At 57.6% G+C, this 14,721-nt stretch carries 17 protein-coding genes and 1 other RNA gene; 8 read left to right on the forward strand and 10 right to left on the reverse strand.

Translation table 11 applies throughout. The features are described from left to right. Positions 1-23: 23 nt before the first annotated feature. Together NCG91_RS12635 and NCG91_RS12640 are read right to left on the reverse strand one after the other, a co-directional pair. Entirely contained in the window at positions 24-266 is a 243-nt protein-coding gene (locus tag NCG91_RS12635) for an Imm32 family immunity protein (RefSeq protein WP_251349932.1), read from the reverse strand. Next, positions 263-1,021 carry a hypothetical protein gene (locus tag NCG91_RS12640; RefSeq protein WP_251349933.1) on the reverse strand — a complete coding sequence of 253 codons (759 nt, stop codon included), beginning with the start codon at positions 1,019-1,021 and terminating at the stop codon, positions 263-265. The genes NCG91_RS12635 and NCG91_RS12640 overlap by 4 nt, the downstream gene beginning before the upstream one ends. Before the next feature lie 272 nt (positions 1,022-1,293). Between NCG91_RS12640 and NCG91_RS12645 the strand changes: the two genes are divergently transcribed. Next, complete coding sequence (locus tag NCG91_RS12645; protein WP_251349934.1) at positions 1,294-1,536, forward strand: hypothetical protein; 243 nt, start codon at positions 1,294-1,296, stop codon at positions 1,534-1,536. 44 nt (positions 1,537-1,580) lie between these two features. Here NCG91_RS12645 and NCG91_RS12650 read toward each other — a convergent pair whose 3' ends face one another. Both NCG91_RS12650 and NCG91_RS12655 read right to left on the reverse strand, forming a co-directional pair. Continuing rightward, on the reverse strand, positions 1,581-2,735 hold the full coding sequence (locus NCG91_RS12650) for a sensor histidine kinase (protein WP_251349935.1): 1,155 nt from the start codon (positions 2,733-2,735) through the stop codon (positions 1,581-1,583). Between the two features lie 82 nt (positions 2,736-2,817). Next, complete coding sequence (locus NCG91_RS12655; RefSeq protein ID WP_251349936.1) at positions 2,818-3,009, reverse strand: hypothetical protein; 192 nt, start codon at positions 3,007-3,009, stop codon at positions 2,818-2,820. Between the two features lie 361 nt (positions 3,010-3,370). On the opposite strand from NCG91_RS12655, the gene NCG91_RS12660 reads away from it, so the two are divergent. The 6 genes from NCG91_RS12660 (at position 3,371) to NCG91_RS12685 (ending at position 7,871) form a co-directional block, all read left to right on the forward strand. Next, on the forward strand, positions 3,371-4,972 hold the full coding sequence (locus NCG91_RS12660) for a sensor domain-containing diguanylate cyclase (RefSeq protein WP_251349937.1): 1,602 nt from the start codon (positions 3,371-3,373) through the stop codon (positions 4,970-4,972). Between the two features lie 105 nt (positions 4,973-5,077). Continuing rightward, a complete protein-coding gene (locus NCG91_RS12665; protein ID WP_143451368.1) occupies positions 5,078-5,914 on the forward strand; it encodes a hypothetical protein in 837 nt (278 codons plus the stop codon). 13 nt (positions 5,915-5,927) lie between these two features. Further along, positions 5,928-6,380: a GTP pyrophosphokinase gene (locus NCG91_RS12670; protein ID WP_251349938.1), complete on the forward strand. Its 453-nt coding sequence runs from the start codon at positions 5,928-5,930 to the stop codon at positions 6,378-6,380. A gap of 267 nt (positions 6,381-6,647) precedes the next feature. Continuing rightward, positions 6,648-7,109 (forward strand): penicillin-insensitive murein endopeptidase, encoded by a 462-nt coding sequence (locus NCG91_RS12675; protein WP_251349939.1) that lies wholly within the window; start codon positions 6,648-6,650, stop codon positions 7,107-7,109. 13 nt (positions 7,110-7,122) lie between these two features. Beyond that, positions 7,123-7,491 carry a hypothetical protein gene (locus tag NCG91_RS12680; protein ID WP_251349940.1) on the forward strand — a complete coding sequence of 123 codons (369 nt, stop codon included), beginning with the start codon at positions 7,123-7,125 and terminating at the stop codon, positions 7,489-7,491. Continuing rightward, positions 7,485-7,871: a hypothetical protein gene (locus tag NCG91_RS12685; RefSeq protein WP_251349941.1), complete on the forward strand. Its 387-nt coding sequence runs from the start codon at positions 7,485-7,487 to the stop codon at positions 7,869-7,871. Before NCG91_RS12680 ends, NCG91_RS12685 begins: the two co-directional genes overlap by 7 nt. Before the next feature lie 13 nt (positions 7,872-7,884). Here the strand turns inward: NCG91_RS12685 and NCG91_RS12690 are convergent, their stop codons facing one another. Continuing rightward, complete coding sequence (locus tag NCG91_RS12690) at positions 7,885-8,304, reverse strand: hypothetical protein (protein WP_251349942.1); 420 nt, start codon at positions 8,302-8,304, stop codon at positions 7,885-7,887. Between the two features lie 623 nt (positions 8,305-8,927). Here NCG91_RS12690 and NCG91_RS12695 point away from each other — a divergent pair. Next, positions 8,928-10,589: an SIR2 family NAD-dependent protein deacylase gene (locus NCG91_RS12695; RefSeq protein ID WP_251349943.1), complete on the forward strand. Its 1,662-nt coding sequence runs from the start codon at positions 8,928-8,930 to the stop codon at positions 10,587-10,589. A 128-nt stretch (positions 10,590-10,717) separates the two neighbouring features. On the opposite strand, the gene NCG91_RS12700 is transcribed toward NCG91_RS12695, so the two are convergent. The 5 genes from NCG91_RS12700 to ompA all read right to left on the reverse strand — a co-directional run bounded on the left by NCG91_RS12700 (position 10,718) and on the right by ompA (position 14,336). After that, entirely contained in the window at positions 10,718-11,197 is a 480-nt protein-coding gene (locus NCG91_RS12700; protein WP_435526485.1) for a site-specific integrase, read from the reverse strand. A 388-nt stretch (positions 11,198-11,585) separates the two neighbouring features. Beyond that, positions 11,586-11,946: a transfer-messenger RNA gene (ssrA, locus tag NCG91_RS12705) on the reverse strand. 83 nt (positions 11,947-12,029) lie between these two features. Next, entirely contained in the window at positions 12,030-12,734 is a 705-nt protein-coding gene (locus tag NCG91_RS12710) for an HAD family hydrolase (protein ID WP_251349944.1), read from the reverse strand. A gap of 68 nt (positions 12,735-12,802) precedes the next feature. Further along, a complete protein-coding gene (gene ubiG / locus NCG91_RS12715; protein ID WP_077400739.1) occupies positions 12,803-13,498 on the reverse strand; it encodes a bifunctional 2-polyprenyl-6-hydroxyphenol methylase/3-demethylubiquinol 3-O-methyltransferase UbiG in 696 nt (231 codons plus the stop codon). Between the two features lie 127 nt (positions 13,499-13,625). Continuing rightward, on the reverse strand, positions 13,626-14,336 hold the full coding sequence (gene ompA / locus NCG91_RS12720) for an outer membrane protein OmpA (protein WP_034782001.1): 711 nt from the start codon (positions 14,334-14,336) through the stop codon (positions 13,626-13,628). Positions 14,337-14,721 lie beyond the last annotated feature (385 nt).

A 14,721-nucleotide genomic window follows, 5' to 3' on the forward strand; every position in this document is an offset into this window, starting at 1 on the left:
CAGGCGCCGGGCTAGGTTGCCACCTAGGCCGCCACCACGACGAGGTCGGGGAAGTCGTCCTGCCAGCCGTCCCATTCGTCTTGCAGATGGGCGTGCATGCCGGCCCGGTCTTGCGCCTGATCAAAGGTGTCGGCGCTGGCCAGCAGAAAATGGGCGATGGCGCGCAGGGTGGCCGGGTCGGCGTGGATGGTCACGTCGGAGCAGGGCAGGGGCCGCTCGGCGGCGGCGTCCTGCAGATAGCAGTGCAGCGATAAATGTTTGCTCATGGGTGTCGGTGGCTGATATAGGCGCCCAGCATGGCGTGTGCGTTCAGGGCGGTGCGGGCGGCGTCCAGTTCCTCGGGCGGCAGATACCAGAAAGTCAAGCCGGCATGCTCTTCGCAGCGGCCATGCGCCTGCATCGCGTCGCGCAGCGCTTGCCGGCGCTCGGGCGGCAGCGCGTCCAATCTGGCTTGCGTGAAACCATTGATCGGATATACATCGCGCAGGTGCGAATCTTGCAGCCCGCGCCGCTTGATGGCGGCCCAGTTATTTGCGGGGCAAGGAGTGCCAAAGGTCATCGGATGGGCTTCATCGATCTGCCGGTAGCCGAGTGCGTAGCCGGTGCCATAGCCCTGCGTTTCAGCGTAGCAGTACACATATTCGCAATGCTCAAACAGGCCGGGTATGGCCCGGGCACCGTCGAACAACGGCATCAGCGCAAGCTTGCTGGCGCGTATGGACAGAACCAGCTCCGAGCCCGATGAGTACATGGCTTGCGCGTCGCAGTTGACGGCCTCGTCAGCTTCGTCGGGCGGCACGAGACGCGGCGAAAGCAGTCCGATGCCGTCGGTCTCTGGCGCGAACAGCATTTTCTCGTAATTTCGCTGTGAGAACTTGACGATCTTGCCGCGCTTGTTGCCGTAGCGCTCGACGGGTTCGCCGATGTGCGCGAACCAGGCGAACAGCTGCGCGCTGGCCGCGGCGGCAATGAAGGGGGTATTTTTCTTGAATTCGCCAACGAGGAAGTGATATTGGTCCATGTGTCGCCAGAGTGAATGGGTAACGCGCATGATGCCATGTGCGGGAGCGTGCGGCTAGCGCGCACGCGAGGAATGGCGCAGGTCTGGATGCACGGTGACGTAGCAGGACGGGTGGAATGGAAAAAGATGCGCGACAGGACGGCGCAATGGCCGGGTTGAGGCGTATGATGGAAATACGGATGTGGTTGCCGCAATGCAGTGCGACCGGCATGGGCCGCACGTCTTGCAGGTTTTTTTCGTGGTTTTGGCAGTACTGACAACGAGGAGACATCATGGACAAACCCGAATTCATCCTGGCCGCCAAGGCCATGGAAACCCTTGAGATGTATCAAACGTTTTACGGCCACTCCAGCGAATACCAGGCGCACCAGCAGGAAGTCTTGAAACTGCTGCGCCACAAGGGCGCCTCCCTGCTGGTGTCGGACCATGGCCCGGCGAAGTTCTTGCTGGCGTTTGCCGATGCGCTGGAGGTGTCGGGCTTGCCGGGGGAATACGTGCCGTTGAGCCGCAGGTAGGGCGGGCCGGTAATGGCAGGGGGCGTCTTCTACGGAGCGCGCGCCTAGCCGCCTTTCGCGCCCTCGTTCAGCGAGACCCTGGGCAGGCGCACGGTAAACACCGTGCCGCATTCCAGGCTCGACTCGGCGCCGATGGTGCCGCCGTGCGCGCTGGCGATTTCACGCGCGATGAACAGCCCCAGTCCGATGCTGGTGGCATTCGGTGCCTTGTGATCGTCGGAAACGGCCAGCTGCACCAGGGGATCGAATATGCTCTTCAGCGAGGCTTCCGGGATCTGGCGGCCGAAATTTTTGACCTGTACCACGGCCGTATCGGCATCGCCGCTGGCCGTGATGGTGACGGGCTGGTCGTCGGTGCGATATTGCGCGGCATTGTTGAGCAAATTCGAAAACAGCTGGGCCAGACGGGGCGCATCGAAGTCGCCGATCATCTCGCCCGTGGTGCTCAGTTCAAACTTGCATTGCGGGTGGGCGGCCGAGGCATCCTCGACGGCTGTCCTGCAGATTTCCCCCAGGTCGCCCAAGGTTGGCGAAACGGGCATGTGTCCTCCCAGCTGCGTCCTGGCGAATTCCAGCAAGTCGTTCACCATGGTGGTCATGGCGGCCGCGCTGCGGGCAACCCGTGCGCCGATCTGCACCGAGGAAGAGGCGCTCGCGCTCGGCCGGCTCAGCAGCGCGCCTGCCATCGTCATCGTGTTCAGCGGGCTGCGCAGATCGTGGCTGAGGATGGCGAGAAAGGTATTGCGGGTGCGGTCGCTCTGCTGCGAATAGCGGATGGCCGATTCCTGCAGCGCCTGGTCTATCGCTTCATTGAAGCGCAGGATGTCGTCCGTTGCCGTTTTCGACGCCACCGACACCTGCGCCATCCACAATCGCAGAACGCTGGCCCGCATGGCGCGAAATTCCGCCGTCAGCTGCGGCAGGGTGAAGCCAATCTGCTGGCGCAGGGAACCGTGCGTGGCCGCTGCCGTTTCCTTGCCCGTTATTTCCGATACGCCCGTGGTCGATTTCTTCTTGCGCTGCGCCGCGTTCTCGATGACGTCCATGTCGCGCACGATGGTTTGCAGCATCTGCTTTGCATGATCGCGCAATTCCGCTTTCGAGATGGCGGCTCCGGGAATGGGCAGCGACCTGGCGAAGAGTTCCCACTCTTCCAGGATCGGCTCCAGATGGCCGGTAATAAAGCGCGACAGTTTCACGGTGGACCAATGCGTTGATGGAAGAGGGGCCAGTGTACGCCGTTGCGGCGAGGGGTGGGGGATTGCGTTCCGGCCGAGGGCGTCATATGACCATGATTGCCACTTTCCGGTCGCTTCGCGTGGGTGGCAGCATTTCGGACAGTGTTCCGCCATGGATCTGGTAATCACCTCGCAAGGGCCGTGGTTCGCCAGTCCATTCCTTCTGCTTGTCGGCGGCTTGTGCCGTTGCAAAGAGCGCGAGCGCCATGGCGCAGCGGGCAAAGTGAGGTTTCATCGATGCTCCCTGATTTCAATATGAAGATGGTCGTCGTGCCCTTTCAGAGACCGGACGCGCCCACCGGCGATCGTCTTTTGCACCTCCTCATCGTTAAAGAAGACCTTATCCCTGGGCTGAACTTCAAGCATGGTCAACTCCGCTATGCGCAACGGTGGGGGAGCTGGCATTGTTTCGCATTTCTTTCCTTCTGGAATTGCGGTATCACAAACTATGGCGAGCTGGAACCGGATTCTTCGATGCCATGACGGCGAAGACCTGTTACCCGGCAAATGAGTTCTTCATGGCTTGTGACAATATGTGAATATGTTGTTGCCTATTTGGTGCACACTTTGCTGCATATCAATCCGGGAGTGTCGCCATGGCCAGGTCACGCAGCTTGCCGCCACGCTTGTTGGGAGCAGGTTTCCGTGGTTTTTCCCTGCTGCCGCTGGCCATCTCATTTGTCGTGCTGGTGTGCCTGTCGCTCCTGGCGATCCAGTTCTGGATGACCTTGCGCGCACGGGAAGTACAGCTGAGTGAGGCGGCCCGCGAAAGCGCCAATCTGGCGCAATCTGTTGCGCAGCATGCCTATGACACCATCAAGGAAGCCGATACGGTGCTGGTCGGACTGGTGGAGCGGGTGGAAACAGACGGTGTTTCCGATAGCGAATTGGCCCGTGTGCACAAATTGCTGGTCGCCCGTGTCGCCGAGCTGCGCCAGTTGCACGGCATCTTCATCTATGCGAGGGATGGCAGCTGGCTCGTGAATTCGCAGAAAACGCTGTTGAGCAATCTGAATAATTCTGATCGGGATTATTTCAACTACCATCGAACGCATGAGGACCGGGGGCCCTATGTCGGACCTCCCGTGCGCAGCAAATCAACGGGGCAATGGATAGTCACGGTATCGCGGCGAATCAATATGCCCGACGGAAGTTTCGGCGGCGTGGCGCTGGCGACCATCGACATGAATTATTTCAGGCTGTTTTATGAACGTTTTTCGATAGGGGAAAAAGGCGCCATTTTCATTGCGAATGGAAAAGGCATTCTTTTATTGCGAAGGCCCTTCGATGAAAGCCTGTTGGGACGCGATATTTCGCAATTCCCCGTGTTCCACGATTATTTGCCCAAAAGTCCCGTTGGCACGGCCGTGATCAAGTCGGGCGTCGATGGCGTGACGCGTATCAATAGCTATAGAAGGGTCGAGGAATACCCGCTGGTGGTTTCTGCCGCACTGTCACAGGATGAAGTTCTCGCTTCGTGGCGTCTCGACACGATTTTGCAGAACGCGGTGGGTGGCGTGCTGGTGCTGCTGATTGCCTTCATCGGATACCGCGTGGTGCGGCAAATCGATTTGCGGGTCAAGAGCGAGGCTGGATTGCTCGAGGCGCGCAATGAGCTGGAATTGATCAATGAAACCCTGGCCCGCCTTGCCAACCAGGATGGCTTGACGGGACTGGCGAACCGGCGCCACTTCGACCAGTCGCTGCTTGCTGAGTTCAGCCGTGCACAGCGTGAAGACGGCTCGCTTGCGCTGGTGTTGATCGATGTCGACTTCTTCAAGCAATACAACGATATCTATGGCCATGTGGCCGGCGACGAGTGCCTGAGAAAAATCGGCAAAGTGGTCGGCTACAGCATGCGCAGGCCGGGCGACCTGGCGGCACGCTATGGTGGCGAGGAAATGGTCTTTTTATTGCCTGGAACGGATTTGCCGGGCGCCCTGGCGGTGGCGGAAGGTGTTCGCCAGGCAGCGCAATCGCTGGGCGTCGAACATCGGGGCAATCCCCTGGGCGTGGTGACGGTCAGCGTCGGCGTGGCGGCTTTCATGCCGACGCACCTGGAAAACCAGGCAGTCGAACTGGTTGAACTCGCTGATACGGCACTGTACAAGGCCAAGGCATCCGGCAGAAATCAAGTCTGTTATGCCTCGCCTTGCGAACCGGCCGAGCAGGACGCGACTGCTTTTGCGTTTCGATAGCGATTGCTGACGGCGGAGGGGGGCGCGTGCGCAAGCCTTGTCCATGTACAATCGGCAACATCCGGATCGACGTATCCGCCCCTTCACTGCGGAGTACGCCTGAGCGTGACACAAACATTGCAAACCTGGCTGCTGGCCTGGCGGGAAGCCTTCACGTGCATCGGCCTGGGAGTGCGCGATGCGCGTCATGCGGGGCTGTGGTGGCGCTCCGCGCTGTGGTGCATGGCGGTCGTGGCGCTATGGCTGGGACTGTATGGCTGCTTCGGCCGTTTTTTTGTCGAGCTGAGCGCCATGCTGGCGCTGGTGTCGGTTACCGGCTTGCTGGGCCTGGGCGTGATGGATGGCGTCGGGACACTGGCCAACGGGCCTGCCACGCTCTCGCAGATGGGCAATATCGCCGGCGGCCTGGGCAGCGCCGCCAAGGCCCTGCTGTCGATAGGCCAGATCGCCCTGGCCTTGCTGGCGCTGGCCACCTTGTTCTATGTCATGGTCTTTATCGTCGGCGCCATCGGCACGGCGCGCTTGCCGTTGCGCTGGCTGTTGCTGGAACGGGCCAAGGCTGTGGCGGCACGCCGCTATGCTCCGTGGCAACCTCCGGCCGGCCTGGAGCTGTCCGCCCCGCGCCCCGTCTGGCGGCGCCTGTTACTGCTGCTTTCCCTGCTGATCCCCGTGTGGGCCATGTGCGTGCTGGTCTCGTACCTGCTGGCTTGGAATGTCCGGATGATCTACGGCGCAGCGGCCGAAGACGTGCTCGGCGCAGAACAGCAAGCGGCGTTGCGCCGCGCGCAGCGTCCGGCGATTGCTGCCCTGGGCCTGCTGCTGTGCTTGCTGATGCTGATACCGGTGTTCAATTTACTGGTGCCAGCCTTGCTGTGCAGCAGCGTTTGCCATTTGCAGCGCCGCGGCTGGCGCACAACGGGGTCAGCAACCAACGTGGAGTGAACAAGGAATAAACATGAGTGAACACGCAAGACGCGGCACCCTGGAACGCGCGATTGAAATCGCCGCCGCCACCCATGCCGGCCAGAAGGACAAGGGCGGCGCGCCATACATACTCCACCCCTTGCGCGTCATGCTGCGCGTCGCCCCTGGCGCCCAGCAAATTGTCGCCGTACTGCATGATGTGGTGGAAGACAGCGATGGAAAAATCACCTTCGACGACCTGGCGCGCGAAGGATTTTCCCGGGGAGTCATCGACGGCGTGCGCGCCGTGACCAAGATCGCGGGCGAATCGTACGAGGATTTCATCGCCCGCGCGGCGTTGAATCCGGTCGGCAAGGCCGTCAAGCTGGCGGATCTGGCTGAGAACAGCGATTTGTCGAGGATAGATATGCCGACGCAGAAGGATTTGGAGAGGGGGGAGAAGTATCGGAGGGCGATGGGATATTTGCTGGGAGAGGTTCTTTAGTCTCAACGTGGCACTGCGCGATCTTGCGCTGGCTCAAGGTCATGGCTGCAATTAGCGATAACGCCATTAACGTACAGGGATTTGATCCTTCGCAATGCTCAGAAGATGTATAACGGCAAAAATTGTCGAGTGTGCAGATTTCTTTGCGTGGCGCGAGGATTCCTGCTAGGGACGTCGGTGCGTAACACCTGCATCGAGATGTGCAGCGAGCACTGTTTGTTGCCATGGTTTGAACTGAGCGCTGGGATGTTACATTCAGGAGCACGCATGCTGGAATTGCAGCCAAGGGATGCACGCGGCTACTTTAATCTTTCGCAACGACCGGAAGGCGCGGGATATTACACCTATGGCACACCGCCCAATGGCGCCGGACAATATGCCCATCCCAAGTTACTTTCGCTACTATTTTTGGTCGAGCATCAATGGCAAGGTATCGATAGCCGGAAAATTGGTTTTGGAAATATCAGCCTGGCTGATGGCGTTGTTTACCATGACCATGCGAGCCATCGAAGCGGAAAAGACGTCGACGTCCGATTGTTTCGCAAAGATAAAATGGAGCGCGCGGTGACAAGGTTTGACACGCAATATGATCGCGATGCAACGGCGCAGCTAATCCGCATATTTTTTGAATTCAGCTTTGTCCAAGTTATTTATTTTAATGACCCTACTATCCCCCGGATAAGACCACTCATACATCACGACGACCATTTTCACATCACGATTAAATAGCGGGACGGATGACATGAAACGCATTCTCGCTGTTTTTCCGCTCCTTGTTGTGGCTATGGTCATGGCTCAGTCCGCTCCCAAATGGTTATTTTCTTACCAGTCATTCAAAGGCCGCTATGCCATCTATAGCGGAGGCCTGAGCGATCCGCAGCCGTCGACCAGTAAAGACAAGCGCATCGCATTTTGGATCGACGGCAAGGCGGCGAAACAGCTATTTGATGCGATGGGCCCGGACTTGCGCAATGCCTGTGGAGTGGACGGCGAGTATCGCTTGCGCCAGCGGGCGGAAGTGCGCTGTTCCTACCATCCCCGTGACGGCCATCATTGCGACTTCGGTTTTGATCTGCTGACCGGACGCAGTATCGGCGGCTCCGTATGCTGATACGCGCCAGCCTGCTATTCGTCGCGCTACTGTGCTTGCTGTTGGCGCACGAGGCAAGGGCCGTATGGGAATTCGTGCAAAAGGATTTTTCAGGGGCGTACGCGATCTATGGCGCATATCTCGACGATGCCGTGGCACCGGTTGCGGGCGATACCAAAGTCGCGTTTCGTTTGACGGGAGCCGCTGCAAAGGACATGTTCGACGCCATCGGGCCGGATATGCGCGATGGCTGTCCCGATCCGCAAATACGCATTCGCAATCGTGACATGCTGCTGTGCCGACACCGTCCGAAAGATGGCTATCGCTGTGATTTTGGTTTCGATTTGTCGACGGGCTTGAGTATCGGGGGAGCGGTGGGCGGGGCGGTGTGTGGGGAGTAGTGGGGGCGGCCGGTCACCGGGTACGAGCAAGAGCTTTGCGGATGGCTTGTTCGACGGGGTGGTCTATCAGCGCCAAAACGAAGACCACGACAGCGGTCACAATCAGTCCCGCCAGTAAATCAGGGTCAGGGAAAAGTTGCTGATTGGAGACGGCACCGGGCACGGTTGCTCGTTTCCAGAGAAGGAGCATCAGTGCGGCACCTGCGGCGAGCAGCATGGCCGGCCGACGATGGTGCAAGCGGGCGATTTGTCCCATCAGCAGCAGCGCGATACCCCACGCAAAGGGATAGAAGCCGTGGTCGAACAAGATCATGCGCTCATCATAGTATGCGCCGGTGTACCAGGCAAAACGGGAGAGGCCGAAAAGACCATAGGCGACGAGGGCTACGGCTAGCACGAGGAAACTGGAGGAAAGGAGGCGAGCAATTTTCATGGTTGGGGTTTCTCTGCCAATGCCTTGATATTACGCCCGATCAGGTGGAGCTTCTGTTTTGTTACTTGGATAGTCTTCTCTTTGCTGAATATGGCTCGCTGGCCGTGTTTGTAGTTTTGCTCGTTATTTTTCTCGCCGCCGGCGTGGCTTGCCGGGCCACCTTTGCGTATGATTTTACCGGCTAAAGGGCGAGGGGCAGGTTCGCCATTCGTACACGGCCTGAGCAGTTGATGTTGTCGTTAGGAAAAACCGCCTGCGGCGCAAAAGCTAGCCAGACGAATCGGAAAGGTTGCGCTTGCAAGTGCAACCCGGTTTTGCGGCTATCGGACGAGCAGTGCTCGTCCCCCGCAAAACCCCCGCGTCCGTACCGGACGCGGATTCGACGCCCGCGTTCTGCATGCATGGAATTAATAAAAAGGGCCTCCCCGCCAAAACGGGGAAGCCCTTTTATTTATTCAGTGGTGGAGACGGCGGGAATCGAACCTACCGTAAACTTAGATTTTTTAGGCATCTTGAAGGTTTTGCTGGCAAAATGCAGACAATCACCCGCAACGGCAACTGTCGGCCATAAGCTGCCGGGCAAGAACAAGAACAATCGTTTTTTTTATTTAAAGTAGGTCCACGTGTCTGAGTATCTCAAATTTTTCCCAAAGCCATTTTTGGAAGACCTCGTGCAAGGTCGCTGTCTACCCTTCGTAGGTGCCGGCTTCTCATTAAACGCATCGGTTCCGGCCGGTAAAAAAATGCTAGATTGGGAGGGTCTGGGTCGCAGCGCAGCCGATGCGTTACCCGAGTATCAATACACCACCGCATTAGAAGCGTTATCAGCATACACGCACGAATATTCGCGGGTGAAACTTGTTGAATTTATGTCCGAAGCGCTACTGGTAAGCTCCATTCAACCCTCTCGTACACATGAGGAGTTTTGTCGTTTACCATTTGAGCGAGTGGTCACAACGAACTTTGACTTCCTATTAGAGAATGCCTACTCTCGTCTTAATAAATACTGTACCCCTCAGATTTCCGAGGAGCAGCTTTCGGTAGGTAACCATAGTGCAGCCGTTCAACTTTTAAAACTTCACGGCGACCTGCATCATCCAAATCGCCTTGTTGTCACGGAAGAAGACTATGATGCATTTATTGCACGGTTTCCGCTCCTTGCCACGCATTTATCCAGTCTACTTATCGGTCACACCGCGCTATTTATCGGTTACAGCCTGGATGACCCGGATTTCCGGCAAATTTGGCAGATTGTTAAGGAGCGTCTCGGGGCTCTGCGCCGTCCTGCTTATGTAGTACAGGTGGCGGCCGCTCCTCATGCCGTCGCTCGTTACGAACGACGCGGAGTAAAAGTAGTGAATCTTCCGAAGATCGGACTTAAGAGCTATGCGGAAACTATAGAAGAGGCATTGCGAGAACTTCGAGAGTATTGGAGCTCACAGGTTATCGCGCTAAGTACCGCAACTGAACCAGAGCCTCAGGCTGAGTTGACGCTGCCTCCTGAGGCACAGACGCGACTTGCATTCTTTGCAGTGCCGACGCGATTCGCAGCTATATACAAATCCCGTATTTACCCGATCGCTGAACGATACGGTTTCAGCCCTGTTATGGCTGCAGACGTGGTTGCACCTGGCGATAATATCATGGCGAAAACTTACGCGCTTCTGGACCGCGCTGCGTTAGTCGTCGCTGACATTGGTAGCCAAAACACACTATTCGAGGTAGGAATGGTATTGGCAGGAGAAGGGAAGGAAAAGCCTTTAATTCTGATAGCAGGAGACACTGCCGCCTTGCCGTTTGATCTGAAGGGGCACATTGTGATCAAACGGCCAGTCTCGCTGGACGAAGAATCGAGGGGATTCATTCGTGAACTTGAAAAGGCTTTCGAGTCCGCCTTCGCGAGAATATCTCCAACCCTTGAAGACGAGCCAAACCGCTTGCTGATCAAGAAAGAATATAAAGCCGCAGTGATCGCCGTTTTTTCGGCATTGGAGCATGAACTTCGCAAGTTAATCGAACAATCGAGCTTAGATGAAATTTCGTTCTCCTCTCGCGCTTCTATAAGAGGAATGCTCGACTACTCACTGAAGAAAGAAATTATTAACGTGAAGCAGCACGCCGCCCTCCGAAAATATCTGATGGTGCGAAACGAAATTGCTCATACAAATGGAGGCGTTACCGCTCCAATGGCTCGATTAATCGTTAAAGAGGTTTCGGAAATAATATTAATTATTCGTGCGGCAAGATTGCTTCTTCCAGAATCACGCCCCATGCAAATTCCTTGAGGAACAGAATTAGACCTGCACAGAAACTTGATTACCCTTCGTTATTAACAACTCTGAACTTCCGCTTTGGGGCGTTTCCAGTTCCTCAGTCAGGATAGGTAATGTTGCATGACAGCCAGCCGATAGATTTAATGCTTAAGACCGAACACAATTTCTGCTTTTAATCCGGCCGCCTGATCTGCATCCGGCATCCAACGTCCATATACCCTGGCAATCATGGTCCAGTCAGCATGCCCCATCTGTTTTGCCACCCACATAGGGTGCTCACCGGCCGAGAGCATCATGCTGGCGTAGGTGTGCCGCGTCTGATAAGGGTTGCGATAGCGCACGCCAGCGTTTTGCAGAATGCCGGTCCATAAAGTCTTGCGGATCGGCTGGTCCCCTTCCCAGCGCCGCTCTAGGCGAGGATTTTGAAACACTTCCTCACCCTTGGCCCAGGTGAATGCCTTTTGTTCCTGCAGCGCATGCATCGCGCGCTCCAAAAGCTTGACTTCGCGGCGACCAGCGTTCGTTTTGGTGCTCTCTGCCTCTTTGGAATGCTGCGTGAGGGCACGGGGCACCATCACAACGCCTCGCACGAAGTCCACATCGGCCCAGACCAATGTCACCAACTCGGACGTGCGTAGGCCAGTTCAGAAGGCGAATTGCAGCAGGTTCTGCTCCTAACGAGTTGCCTGCGCCAGAATCGCGCCGCCTGCTCCTCTTTCGTGTTGGAGTAGGGGGGGGCGAGCGTCAGGTCTGCCATTCGTACACAGCGTGAGTCGCTAATGTTGTCTTTAGGAAAAACCGCCTGCGGCGCAAAAGCTAGCCAGACGAATCGGAAAGGTTGCGCTTGCAAGCGCAACCCGGTTTTGCGGCGCCGAGCTGCGCTCGCCGAAGGCCCCGCAAAACCCCCGCGCCCGTACCGGACGCGGATTCGACGCCCGCGTTCTGCATGCATGGAATAAATAAAAAGGGCCTCCCCGCCAAAACGGGGAAGCCCTTTTATTTATTCAGTGGTGGAGACGGCGGGAATCGAACCCGCGTCCGCAAGCACTCCACAGACAGTTCTACATACTTAGCACTATCATTTAATTTAACTCAGCCAGCACGGATGTGCACGTTATGGGCAAGCGAGTTACCTATTATTTAGTCGGACGCTAAGTAACCCAGCATACGACGAGTCCCTGTAAATGACTCTAGAGCTTTTGACGGCCCACCCCAGGGACGAGGTGTTCTAGAGCTAACAGCGATTAAGCTGCCAGTGCGTACGAGTTATCGTTTGCAGTTAAGTTTTTTCAGGTTGTATTTACGAGGTAGCCCGCCCTCGGTATGCCCTGCGCTGCTTTGCAACCCACGTCGAAACCAGGTCGTCCCCACAGAACCTTTATTGTAGCGCAATCCGCCCACTCTTGCATGGTGCATTCGCTTGCTGGTGTGCCAGATCAAGCGCAGGCTGATTTATGCCGCCAATTGCCGCGCCTGCGCCGCCTTCACCACCGCGCTGACCAGCTCGAGCAGCGCATGCGGGGTATCCAGCAGGTGGTCGGCGTTCCAGTGCTGCGGTTCGACGGGGCCGCAGTAGCCCCAGGCGCAGGCCACCGTGCGCATGCCGGCGGCACGGCCGGCCTGGATGTCGCGCAGGTCGTCGCCCACGTACCAGCAGTCTTGCGGCGCCAGGTCCAGGCGGCGTGCCGCTTCCAGCAGGGGGGCGGGGTGGGGTTTCGGGTGGGACATGGTGTCGCCCGAGATCACGCAGCCGGCGGCGCCCAGGCCGATCTGGCCCACCAGCGGGTCGGTGAAGCGGGCGGCCTTGTTGGTGACCACACCCCAGGCCAGGCCTAGGGCTTGCAGGCCTTCCAGCAGGGCGGGGATGCCGTCGAACAGGCGGCTTTCCACGGCCAGGGCCGCTTCGTAATTGTTCAGAAAGCCGTCTTTCAGGGCTTCGTAGCCGCTTTCGCCGGGGCCGATGCCGTAGGACACACCGATCATGCCGCGCGCGCCGGCCGAGGCCGTGGGGCGCAGGACGTCATACGGGGTCGGCGCCAGGCCGGCGCGCGCGCGCAGCAGGTTGATGGCCGCCGCCAGGTCGGGCGCGGTGTCGGCCAGGGTGCCGTCGAGGTCGAACAGGATGGCGCGCGGGGCTGGCAGATGGTCAGTGATCATGGCGGACAAAGTGTGTCAAGTAGGAATGAAAAATGGCGGCCGCAGCCGCCTTGTATTGTGCGTGATGGTTACAGCGGCCGGGTGCAGGCCACCAGATAATTGACGCTGGTATCGCTATTAAGTGAGTAAATCTTGGTCAGCGGATTGTAGCCCATGCCGCGCATGCTGTTGACGTCCAGGCCGGCGCTGCGCACGTATTGCGACAGTTCGGACGGGGTGATGAATTTGTCATAGTCATGCGTGCCTTTCGGCAGCAGGCGCAGCAGGTATTCGGCGCCCAGGATGGCAAACAGGTACGCTTTCGGGTTGCGGTTCAGGGTCGACAGGAAGACGTGGCCGCCCGGCTTCACCAGCGCGGCGCAAGCCTTGACGATGGCGGCGGGGTCCGGCACGTGCTCGAGCATTTCCATGCAGGTCACGACGTCGTACTGGCCTGCCTCTTCCTCGGCCATGGCTTCGGCGGCGATCAGCTTGTAGCGCACCTTGGCGCCCGATTCCAGGCTGTGCAGGTCGGCCACTTTCAAGGCCTTGTCGGACAGGTCGATGCCCGTCACGTCGGCACCCTTGCGGGCCATCGATTCGGCCAGGATGCCGCCGCCGCAGCCGATGTCGATCACGCGCTTGCCGGCCAGCGGCACTTTCGCGTTGATCCATTCCAGGCGCAGAGGGTTAATTTCGTGCAGGGGACGAAACTCGGAAGTGGGGTCCCACCAGCGGTGGGCCAGCTCACTGAATTTTTGGATTTCGAGAGGGTCGGCGTTCATAGGTCGAATAATAGCGGCAATTTTACAATTGGGCAGCCACGGACGAAAAAAAACCCCGCCGTGGCGGGGTTTTTCATGCTGTTCTTGACTTGCGCGATGACTTGCGGCAAGTCCAGGGGTTCAGCTATTACTTGTTGCGGGTACCAACAACTTCGATTTCCACGCGACGGTTTTTCGCACGGCCTTCGGCAGTTTTGTTATCAGCAACAGGTTGTTTTTCGCCTTTGCCTTCGGTGTACACGCGGTTGCTTTCAACGCCTTTGGTGACCAGGTAGGCTTTGACAGCATCAGCACGACGTACCGACAGTTTTTGGTTGTAAGCATCGGTGCCGACGGAGTCGGTGTGACCCACAGCGATGATGACTTCCAGGTTGATGCCGCCCAGTTGTGCGGACAGCTCGTCCAGCTTGGCTTTGCCTTCTGGCTTCAGCGTAGCTTTGTCGAAATCGAAGAATGCATCAGCAGCGAAGCTGACTTTTTCCGAGGTAGGAGCAACGACGACTGGTACTGGTACGACAACGACTGGTGCCGGTGCTGGTACGACTGGTGCTGGAGGAGCCACGCATTTGCCGTCTTGCAGGGTTTCTGGCTCTACGCACAGTGGCACGTCGCAACCTGGCACTGCGTCAGCAGGTGTCCAGTAGCCGGTACGCCAGCACAGGCCGAATGGGTCACGCACGATCACGCCGCGGGCATCTTGCACGTAAGCGCTTTTTGGGCTTGGTGCTTTGATGTCAGTGGTAACTGGCGCGAATGGTGGGGAGGTTGGGGTTTGGGCCGAAGCCGAGCCAGCAATCACTGCGGATGCAGCGAAAAACAGCGTTACAAATTTATTCATTCTTTTTTCCTTTCGGGGGGTGATATCCGCAGAACAACACTGCGCTACTGGTGCTACGTGCCAAGATTTTATCATGTAGACCATATGCGCTCGTTTCAGATTGCGAAACTAGCAATTAACTTCCCAGTCATTTTGCCACACGCATCAGGGGCGCACGACCGTGGTTAAATCAAAGCTTGCCCGATTTTAGACCGCGCGTTGTTTTTGCGCAACGAAAATGCCCATTTGTAACGCGTCTGTAACAATTGATCTCTTTTTTTGCCTCTTTTAAGGGCAGGTATCTTGAACTGGTATTGCCATTGTGCATTATCGAAAGGTCAGGCTGCACGGCTCCCGTGCAAACTGCCAATCTTGTTGGTATGGCCAATTTGTACAGGTAGCTGGG

It is taken from the genome of Janthinobacterium kumbetense, from assembly GCF_023703445.1.
Taxonomy (GTDB): Bacteria; Pseudomonadota; Gammaproteobacteria; order Burkholderiales; family Burkholderiaceae_D; genus Janthinobacterium; species Janthinobacterium kumbetense.